The organism is Micromonospora sp. LOL_024 (assembly GCF_048060415.1).
In the GTDB taxonomy this organism is placed as follows: domain Bacteria; phylum Actinomycetota; class Actinomycetes; order Mycobacteriales; family Micromonosporaceae; genus Micromonospora.
This window is the reverse complement of sequence record NZ_JBHMIS010000061.1, coordinates 1-9611: the sequence shown is the minus strand read 5'-3', so window position 1 is coordinate 9611 and position 9611 is coordinate 1. Positions and strand designations below refer to the sequence as shown.

Below are 9611 nucleotides of genomic sequence, written 5' to 3'. Positions count from 1 at the left end.
CGCCCGCCGCCTCAACCTCGAATGCCAACCATGATCACGAATGGCGGCTGCCGTACTAGGCAGCCTGCTGTCCGGTCGGGCGTGACGGCTGCACAGTGCGCGCGCCGCCACGCTGTAGGGCTCACCGTTCTCGCCATGCAAGCCCGGACGGCCTGCTTCTGGTTGTGCCAGTTTGGCCACGGCGCGCCTCCGGGGACCCGAGCTCCACCAGGACGAAGACCGGGCGTACGACTATGGCCACCGCGTACTCGGATCTGGGCGACCCGGTTGTGCAGCGGGAACCGTTAGTCGCGCGAGTCGGGCGAGACCCTCGTCCGTCGACGTTCCGGCGGCGTGGGTGACCGGAACGCGGAGCCGGCTGGCGTCCAACATGGGGACAGAAACCCGGAGCGACGCCTCGCGGATATCAGAGATCGCCGACGAAATGCTCGGCGAACGCGAGGCGAGCCCGCGCCGGCCAGGGGGTTGTGCCCTTGGGCGGGGCTGAGTGGTGTCTCGACGAACGACGACGAACCAGCGACGCCTGCCGCCGTCGTACGGAGCCACGGTTTCGGCACCGCTGCCTGCCGCAGGGCGGGGGTCTGGGGCGGTGCCGAGGTAAGAGCCTGCCCTTCATGCGCGCCGGGACCCGGCCACCGATCAGGGTGTGGCGCTGCTCCGGCAGCAACGCCACCTCGCAGGGACGACCCTTGATGTTGAAAGTTTGCTGAAGATTTCTTTGCGTGAGGGTGGCTGCTGGCAGTCGCGGTGATGGTGGGCTGTTATGTGGCTTATGGCGTCTGGTGGGCGGCTGTCGTCAGTGACTTCAGCGGCAGATCGTGCACTGATGGTGATCGTCCTTCATGGATGGTGCGGGCCTCTGACCTTGTGTGGGGTCGCGTGGGATGCCTAGCGTGTCGGTCACTTTCTTGATCGACAGGAGGGCTGCTGATGCCTGCTGGCCGTCGTGGGGGCACCGCGTTTGACCGTTTCGGGGCGCGGGGGAGGGCCAGAGCTGGTGTGCTTGTGGTGGCTGTGCTGCTGGGGTTGTTGCCGGTGGTGCAGTTGCGTGCTCCGGCGGTCGCGGCGGCGCCAGCGGTGGAGCCGGGTGATTCCCGGTCGGTGGCGGCCGTGGGGGTGCGGCAGGCGGAGCAGGACCCGGATCCGGATGACGAGAGCACGGTGACCGAACCTCTTCCCGCAGGGACGTTCCCTGCCGGTGGGGAGGTGGTCCTCGATCTGCAGGCGGACGCGGAGCAGCGGGAGGCGTTCGGGCTGACAGTGCAACCGGCCGAGGAGGCGCCTGCGGGTGAGGGTGTGGCGGCGCGCCTGGCTGGTGGGGTGGGGTCGGTGCGGGTGCGGTCGTTTGACCGGTCGGCGTCGGTGGCGTTGGGTAACGCAGGCCCGTTGTATTCCCTTGCCCGTGCGGACGGCTCCGCGTCGGCGGGTTCGGTGCAGGTCGCAGTCGACTACTCGGATTTCGCGCAGGCGTATGGCGGTTCGTTCGCTGACCGGTTGACGTTGGTGCGGTTGCCGGGGTGCGCGGCGACGACCCCGCAGGTGCCGGAGTGTTCGGCGAACCCGGTGTGGGTGTCAGCGACGAATGATCCCCATGCGAAGACGTTGACGGCGGTGGTGGACGTTGCCGGTGACTCGACCGCTGCCGGTAGCCGGACGGGTGTGTTCGCGGGCTTCACGGCGCAGACATCGGTCGAGTCGGTGGGCGTGTACGCCCTGGCGTCGTCGGCGTCGGGTGGCTCGACCGGTTCCTACACGGCGACGGATCTGCAGCCGTCGGGGTCGTGGCAGGTGGGGGAGAGCGCGGGATCGTTCACCTATTCGTATCCGTTGCCGGAGCCGCCGCTGCCGTACGGGCAGACGTTGGGGCTGCAGTTGTCGTACAGCTCGTCGGCGGTGGATGGGATGACGCACGGCACGAACAACCAGTCGGGTCCGGCCGGGTTGGGGTGGTCGTACTCGCCGGGCTACGTGGAGCGGATGTACAAGCCGTGTCGAACGCATCCGACGGAGATGTGTTGGGAGTCCCCGGACGGTGAGGACGGGGAGGCGGCCACGAACGATGTGGCGGCGTCACATATCACGATCTCGTTGCAGGGGCAGTCGACGCAGATTGTGAAGACCACGGCGGGGGTGTGGAAGCCGGTCGACGATCTCGGGTGGCGGGTGGAGTTCCTCTCCGGTGGGGCCGAGAGTGACGGTTACTGGAAGGTGTGGACGCAGGACGGCACGGAGTATCGGTTCGGGTATGAGCGCGAGTCGGTGTGGAAGATGTCGTTCCTGGGGGACGAGGACGGGGAGCCGTGCCACGACGTGTATCCGGCGTCGTGTCGGGATCCGTGGCGGTGGAACCTGGACCGGGTTCGTGACGCCAACGAGAACGAAACCTATCTGCACTGGACGCGGGAGACGAACCATTACAAGCGTGCGCTGAGTGGTTCGATCCTGGAGTACGAGCGGGGCGGGTACCTCTCGTCGATCGAGTACGCGAAGAACGTCACCGAGGCGGGAGCGATCCCGGTCGGCAAGGTGGTCTTCGGGTGGGCGCACCGGTGTGTGGAGCGCACCACTGAAGAGGATCCGTTCAACAACGAGCCGCCGTCGTGTCCGTCGCTGTCGTCGAACCCGACCTCGTACCCGGACGTGCCGGGGGACCTGATCTGTGGGTCGTCGTCGTGTGGGAACTACACCCAGTCGTTTTTCACCGCCAGAATCCTGGACCGGGTGACGTCGTACCAGTGGAACGCCGGCACCGGAGCGTGGAACAACGTCGGCCGGGTGCAGCTGCGCTACAAGGTGCTCAACCCGCCGGGCATCACCGACCAGGTTTTCATCCTGGACTACATCCGCCCGATCGGCCTGATCGGCGCGGACGCCAACAAGATCGACATGCCGCCGGTCAACTTCGACTACGTGGACGGCGTTCAGCCGAGCTACCGCGACGGCCGGGTCGACTACGACGAGACCGGCCTGGGTGTGTCGGCGATGCGGATGCCCCGGCTGTTGGTGGTCCGTAACGGTCTCGGTGGCCGCACCGAGGTCACCTACGGCAACCAGAAACCCTGCCCGCAGGGCGGGTCGGACCAGTCGGGCTTCAACAGTTGGCACAACGGCAAGCAGGGCAACTGGGACGTCAACACCGAGGACTGCTACCCGATCTTCCACTCACCGCCCGGCGCGGAACTCGGCTTCGGGATCTTCCACAAGTACCTGGTGAAGAAGGTCGTGGTGAAGGACCAGGTGGGTGGGTCACCGGACCAGGTCACCCAGTACGACTACTCCGTCGGCAACCCGGCGTGGAAGAACCCCAACAACCCACTCGTGCCCGACGCCAACGAATCGTGGAGCATCTTCGCCGGCTACAACCGCGTCCGCGTCGTCCAAGGCTCCGGCACGGACCCGTCGACGTACACGGTGTCGATGTCGAGGTTCTTCCGCGGCATGTACCACGACATCTACGACCCCGGCAGCGGCGGCGGTATCAAGGAAACCACCGTCACCGACTGGGCGGGCAACGTCTACCACGACCACTACGCCCGCGCCGGCCGGACCCTGCAAACCCGCCAGTACCGGATGACCACCTACCACGCGAATCCGGCCAACGCCTCCTACACCGAAGTCGCCAGCACCCGCTACGACCACATCATCCAGGGCAGCTTCAACGGCCCCGGCTACGCCAACCCCCGCCAAACCCGCACCGGCCTGGAGAACCACCGCGTCAAACTCGACGACGGCACCTGGCGGCACAGCGAAGAGAAAACCGTCTACGAGAGCACATACGGGTTGCCGATCCGGTTCCACCAGTACAACGAGGTCGGGGTCGCGGACAACACCTGCACCTCCTACACCTACGCCCAACGTGACGTCCCGAGCGGCAACTACCTGATTAGCTTCCCGGAGCGGGTGGAAACCTGGTCCGGCGACACCTGCGGCTCCGGAACACTGCTGTCCCGCTCAGTGACCTTTTACGACACCTACACCGCCGAGGGCTCCCAGACCCCGTTCGACGGCAACGTCGCGGAAACCCGCGTCTACACCAACCCGACCACCTATACCTCCAGCGGCCGGAGAACCTACGACAACATGGGTCGGCTCCGCACCGCGACCGATCCCGCAGGGTTGACCACCACGGTCAGTTACAGCCCAGTGGTGAACTGGCCCGACAACGGGACCACGAGCACCGTCGGCGGCGGCTTCAACCACAGCACCACCACACTGATCGACCGGCACACCGGGCAGCCGTCGAGGATCACCGACCCGAACGGCAAGATCACCGATCTCGCCTACGACCCCGTTGGTCGCCTCGCCGAGGTCTACCTGCCGGGACAGGCCAAATCGACTGGTGTGCCGTCGCTGCGGTTCAGCTACCACATCACCTCCAGCGGCGCCGGCCAACCCACCGCCCCGGCGCGGACCAGAACCGAGACACTGCAATCCCACAACGGTAGCCCCGTCTACCTGAACTCCTACCAGTACGTGGATGGTCTCGGCCGCGCCAGGGAAACCCAACAGCCCGGCCCGAACGGCGGTCGTGTTGTTGTCGCCACCACCTACGACGCCCGCGGCAACGTCGCCGCCACCACCGCACCCTTCCACAACAGCTCCGCCGCCGGGTCCGGGCTGGTCAACCCCAGCCTGGCCACCGTCCCGGCGACCCACGAGACCCGCTACGACCACCTCAACCGGTCGATCCTTCAGATCGACAAGAAGCTCGGTACGGCGTGGCGGCAGAGCGCCACCACCTACTACGGCGACCGCGTCATGGTCGTACCGCCGGCCGGGGGCACCAAGACGGTCAGCCACCTCGACGTACGCGGCAACGTGACCCGTTTGGACCAGTTCAACTCGGCGACGAACCCGAACGCCTACCAGAGCACCACCTACGTCTACGACCTCCTCGACCAGCTCAACACAGTTGCTGACCCCGCCGGCAACACCTGGATCCACACCTACGACCTCGCCGGCCGGCCCACCCAGAAGACCGACCCGGACGCCGGCACCAGCAGCACCCACTACGACGCAGCCGGCAGACTCTCCTACACCATCGACGGACGTGGACAGAAGAACTCGGTCCAGTACGACGGCAAATCTCGGGTGATCGGCCGCTGGGCCGGGGACGTCGGCACCGGCACCCGCCTGGTCACCTACGTCTACGACAGCATCGCCAAGGGACAGCTGACCTCCTCCATCCGCCACGACATCGGCGGTAACTACACCACCACGGTGACCGGCTACACCGACCGCTACCAGCCCACCGGCACCAGCGTCACCATCCCCGCAGCCGAAGGCGTCCTCGCCGGCACCTACACCAGCACCTTCACCTACGACAAAGCCGGACACGTCACCACCAGCGGCAAACCCGCAATGGGAGGCCTACCTGCCGAAACACTCACCTTCGGCTACGACAACAACGGCTACCCCACCACCATGACCGGCGTCGACACCTACGTCACCGCCACCAGCTACTACGCCCACGGCCCCACCCACCAACTTCTCCTCGGCGCCACCGGCAAGCGCGTGCGACTCACGCAGACCATCGACCAGCAGACCGGCCGACTCGACGCCACGAGCATCGACCTCGAAAACACCCCCGACACCTTCACCACCAAGTACGCCACCGGCTACCGCTACGACGCCATCGGCAACGTCACCTCCATCCTCGGCAGCACCGACGGCACCGCCGACCAGATCGAATGCTTCCGCTACGACCCGCTACGCCGACTCACCACCGCCTGGACCGGCAACACCCCGACCGCCGCCGCCTGCGACCAAACACCGCAACGCGGCGGCAGCATCGACCCGTACTGGCGATCCTGGCAATTCGACGCCGTCGGCAACCGCATCGAACAGACCGACCACAACCCCGCCGGTAACACCACCTGGACCTACACCCACCCCAACCCCGGCACCAACCGCCCCCACGCCGTCACCAGCATCACCGCCACCGGCCCCCTCGCCACCACACCGGACCGCTCCTTCACCCACGACAACGCCGGCAACACCCTGACCCGACACACCAACGACGGCGTGGCGCAGCAACTGACCTGGGACGCTGAAGGCCGCCTCGACACCCTCACCGAAGGCACCGACGAGACCACCTACATCTACGACACCGAAGGCAACCGGCTCATCAGCCGCGCCCCCGACAAAACCACCCTCTACCTCGGCGCCACCGAACTCACACTCAACGCCGGCGCCACCCAAACCGACGGCACCCGCTACTACAGCGCCGCCGGCGCCACCATCGCCGTGCGCACCCACACCGGCCTGGTCTGGAGCGGCGCAGACCACCACGGCACAGAACAAATCCAAATCAACGCCGACAACCTGACCACCACCCGCAAGCGTCTCCTGCCTTACGGCGAAGACCGCACCACACCTGCCTCCATCTTCCTCGGCACCCGGGGATTCGTCGGCGGCACCCAAGACCCCACCGGCCTCATCCACCTCGGCGCCCGCGAATACGACCCCACCATCGGCGCGTTCATCAGCGTCGACCCGATCCAGAACCTCGCCGACCCCCAGCAATGGAACGGCTACAGCTACGCCAACAACAACCCAACCAGCTTCAGTGACGCCAGCGGCCTCTACCCCATCGGCGACCACGGCGGAAACCTCCGCGACTACAGCCCCGCACCCGGCAACCACAAGGTCGTCGACCACCGCCAGCCTCACGAAAAAGAGAACCCACCGCCCCGAGAGGACCCACCCCCCGGCGGTAGTGGCAAGGGTTCTGAGCGCGCGCGGAAAGCCGCCAAGGACGCCTTCCTGCAGACCTACACCGAGGAGAACAACCTCGCCTGCCGGGCCCACCGCAGCACCTGCGCCGCCATGCGCGACGCCGTCATGAACGGCTACGACCCCGTCAAAGCCGAAATCCAGGTCCAATGCGGCGACTTCAGCTACGACCGCTTCGCGTGCATGAACAGCCTCGGCTGGGAATGGAACTGCGGCACGGCACCCTGCCCAGAATCCTGGATCTATAGCTGGGAACTCGCACTAGCCGCCACCGACGCCGTAGCGATCATGGCAACCGTCAAAGCCATCCGCGCCCTTTGCAGCTTCAGCCCCGAAACCCGGATCCTCCTAGCCGACGGCACCACCAAACCCATCAGCCACCTCAGAGTCGGCGACGAAGTCTACGCAACCGACCCTGAAACCGGCGAGACCGGCAAACGCCGAGTCACCCACGTCTGGGTACACGAAGACAACCTCCACACCCTCACGATCGACGGCGCCACCCTCAACACCACCGAAGACCACCCCTTCTGGAACGCAACAGACCGCGAATGGCAACGCGCCGACGCCCTCCAACCCGGAGACCAACTCGCCAGCACCACGGCGACCCCCGTACAGGTCACCGAAGCAGTCCCGCTTCCCTCATGGCGTGCGCTCGCCTACAACCTCACCGTCGACGAACTCCACACGTACTATGTGCTCGCAGGCGGTACGCCCGTTCTGGTCCACAACACTGGTCCTTGTGGGCCTGGGCTGGCTCCAGGCGGTGTGAAGAACCTGCGCGACGGCGCGCACATGTCGACCAATGATGCCCTGGATACGGCGGTTGATTTCCTTGGGCCTGGATACCAAGATATGGGAGGTGGTAGATTCCTGAGTCGTGACGGTCTACGTCAGGTTCGAATGACGGATGCTGACCTGGCGCACCCACGTCAGAACCCCCATATCAATTTTGAGACTTATAATCAGCCGATCGGTCCCGGTGTAAGAAGCGGTGGCCCGGCCAGCAACATTCACATTTACCTGCCAGAGGAGCCAGGATGGCACCTGCCGTAGATGCTGGTGAAGCCCATGATCGCCCTAGACGGTCTGTCACGGTCGACGTTACTCCGTACGACCCTACGCTCGGTGTCGGAACTTGGTGGGACGACGAAACGGTCCTCCGTGCGGAGGTGTGGGAGGTGCCAGAACGAACCGTCGTGATTTCGGGAAATGCGGCTGGACTGCGCTCGCTAGCCAGGCATCTCTTGACGTTGGCGCAGGACACGGTGCCCGATGGCCGACATCTCGACTTCGATACCTACTGCGGGTGGCTCGAAGAGGGTTCCGCAGCTATTCGAATCGAGGTGGAGAAGAAATAGGTGGCATCATTTCGTGCAGCCATCGGCGAGTCGGCTCATTACGGTGGGTAGCCTGACCTGAACTTCTGGTCGATGGGGGCCTGCGGCGGTACGCTGGCGTTGCCGTCACGGTTGCCGTCAACCAGCGCGTTTGATAGGCGCATATCGATGAACTTTCAATGTCCGGGTCATTGCGGCGGATGATCGGTGGCGTGCCGCGTAGCGGTGCGGCGTCGATCCCCGGAACCGGTCGCCGTGGGTGACGTGCGAAGGGATCGTCGCGGCCTCGACTGTCCAGGATCTTGGCCTCTGATGGACGCTCGGTGTTGGCGGGCGTGCGCGCGGGGCCGTAGGCCTATAGCGCGTGCGCGCGGCCCGGCTCCGCCGGGCCGTACTTGATCCTGTAGAGCAGGTTTGAGCCAGTCGGATCTTGGTCGAGGGCCTTGGTCCGGCTGGCTCACTGCTTTGGTGCGCGGTTGCGGCTGCTGCGGGAACGCTTGGCGGGGGATGGTGTCTGCTCGTCGTTGCTGGGTCGTCGGAGGTGTTCGGGCTGCTGGGCGAAGTTGCCTCGGTCGGCCTGGTATTTGATCACGTCGTCGATGAGGTCGTTGTTGGTGTCAGCATGGCGCAGCAGTTCGTGCAGGGCTGCGTTCTTGTCGTCGGCGGTGCGGGCGTGGTGGTAGCGGATGGTGATGGCCGAGGTAGGCGGCGACTTTGCGGCGGCGGAGGTCGGGGTCGTCGATGGGTTCGCGGAGGACACCGCCGCGAAGGAGTGCCGCCGCCCTCGTTACCGACCACCACGGCCGCGTCCTGCTGCAACGCCGCACCGACTCCGGCAACTGGGCGCTACCCGGCGGCGCCATGGACATCGGCGAACCCCTCCAACAGTGCGCCATCCGTGAGGTCAAAGAGGAGAGCGGCCTTGACGTCGAGATCACCGGCCTGCTCGGCATCTACACCGACCCCGCACACGTCATCGCCTACGCCGACGGCGAGGTCCGGCAGGAGTTCACCGTCACCTACCTCGCCCGAGTCACCGACGGCACGCTGACCGTCAGCGACGAATCCACCGAGGTCCGCTTCATCCACCCCACCGACATCGACCACATCCCCATCCACGACACCGTCCGTCTCCGCCTCCACCACCACGCCGAGCACCGCGACACCCCATACCTCGGATAACGCCAAGCATCGATGCCTCGGCCGCCAGTGGACGCGGACGTCTCCCCAGGTTGCCGTCACCGTCGCCGTCAACACCGACAGATCTCGATACGGCAACTTGGTGCCACCCACGAAAGGCCAGGTGAAACGCCATGAACGCGTAAGTCACACTGCGTGACTGGGTGAAAATCCCACACGTACTATGTGCTAGCCGGCGACACGCCAGTGCTGGTGCACAACACGAATGGATGCTTCGGCTCATCGATTACATCGGAGTCCCTTGATGTAATCAAGGGGATCCAGAGGGATGGTGTGCCAGGGTCTTTGCGTTGTCGATGTGCGGGGCTGTGAGCTGGGCTGACGTGTCGATTGGGG

At 65.6% G+C, this 9611-nt stretch carries 2 protein-coding genes and 1 pseudogene; 2 read left to right on the top strand and 1 reads right to left on the bottom strand.

Going from position 1 to position 9611, the window contains the following annotated elements; all coding sequences use genetic code 11:
* Nucleotides 1-1008 precede the first annotated feature (1008 nt).
* The gene (locus ACFHWY_RS26930) at nucleotides 1009-7791 is read left to right on the top strand and encodes a polymorphic toxin-type HINT domain-containing protein (RefSeq protein ID WP_416583057.1); all 6783 of its coding nucleotides are present in this window, start codon (nucleotides 1009-1011) and stop codon (nucleotides 7789-7791) included.
* A gap of 741 nt (nucleotides 7792-8532) precedes the next feature.
* Here the strand turns inward: ACFHWY_RS26930 and ACFHWY_RS26925 are convergent.
* Nucleotides 8533-8848: pseudogene (locus ACFHWY_RS26925) on the bottom strand (hypothetical protein); the annotation flags it as partial.
* Between ACFHWY_RS26925 and ACFHWY_RS26920 the strand changes: the two are divergent.
* A complete protein-coding gene (locus ACFHWY_RS26920) occupies nucleotides 8817-9257 on the top strand; it encodes an NUDIX domain-containing protein (RefSeq protein ID WP_416583056.1) in 441 nt (146 codons plus the stop codon). The pseudogene ACFHWY_RS26925 and the gene ACFHWY_RS26920 sit on opposite strands and share 32 nt — an antisense overlap.
* Nucleotides 9258-9611: the final 354 nt, after the last annotated feature.

Excerpts from the sequence above, each read along its gene's own strand:
- ACFHWY_RS26920 (WP_416583056.1), top strand. The coding sequence starts at position 8,817 with ATGGGTTCGCGGAGGACACCGCCGCGAAGGAGTGCCGCCGCCCTCGTT.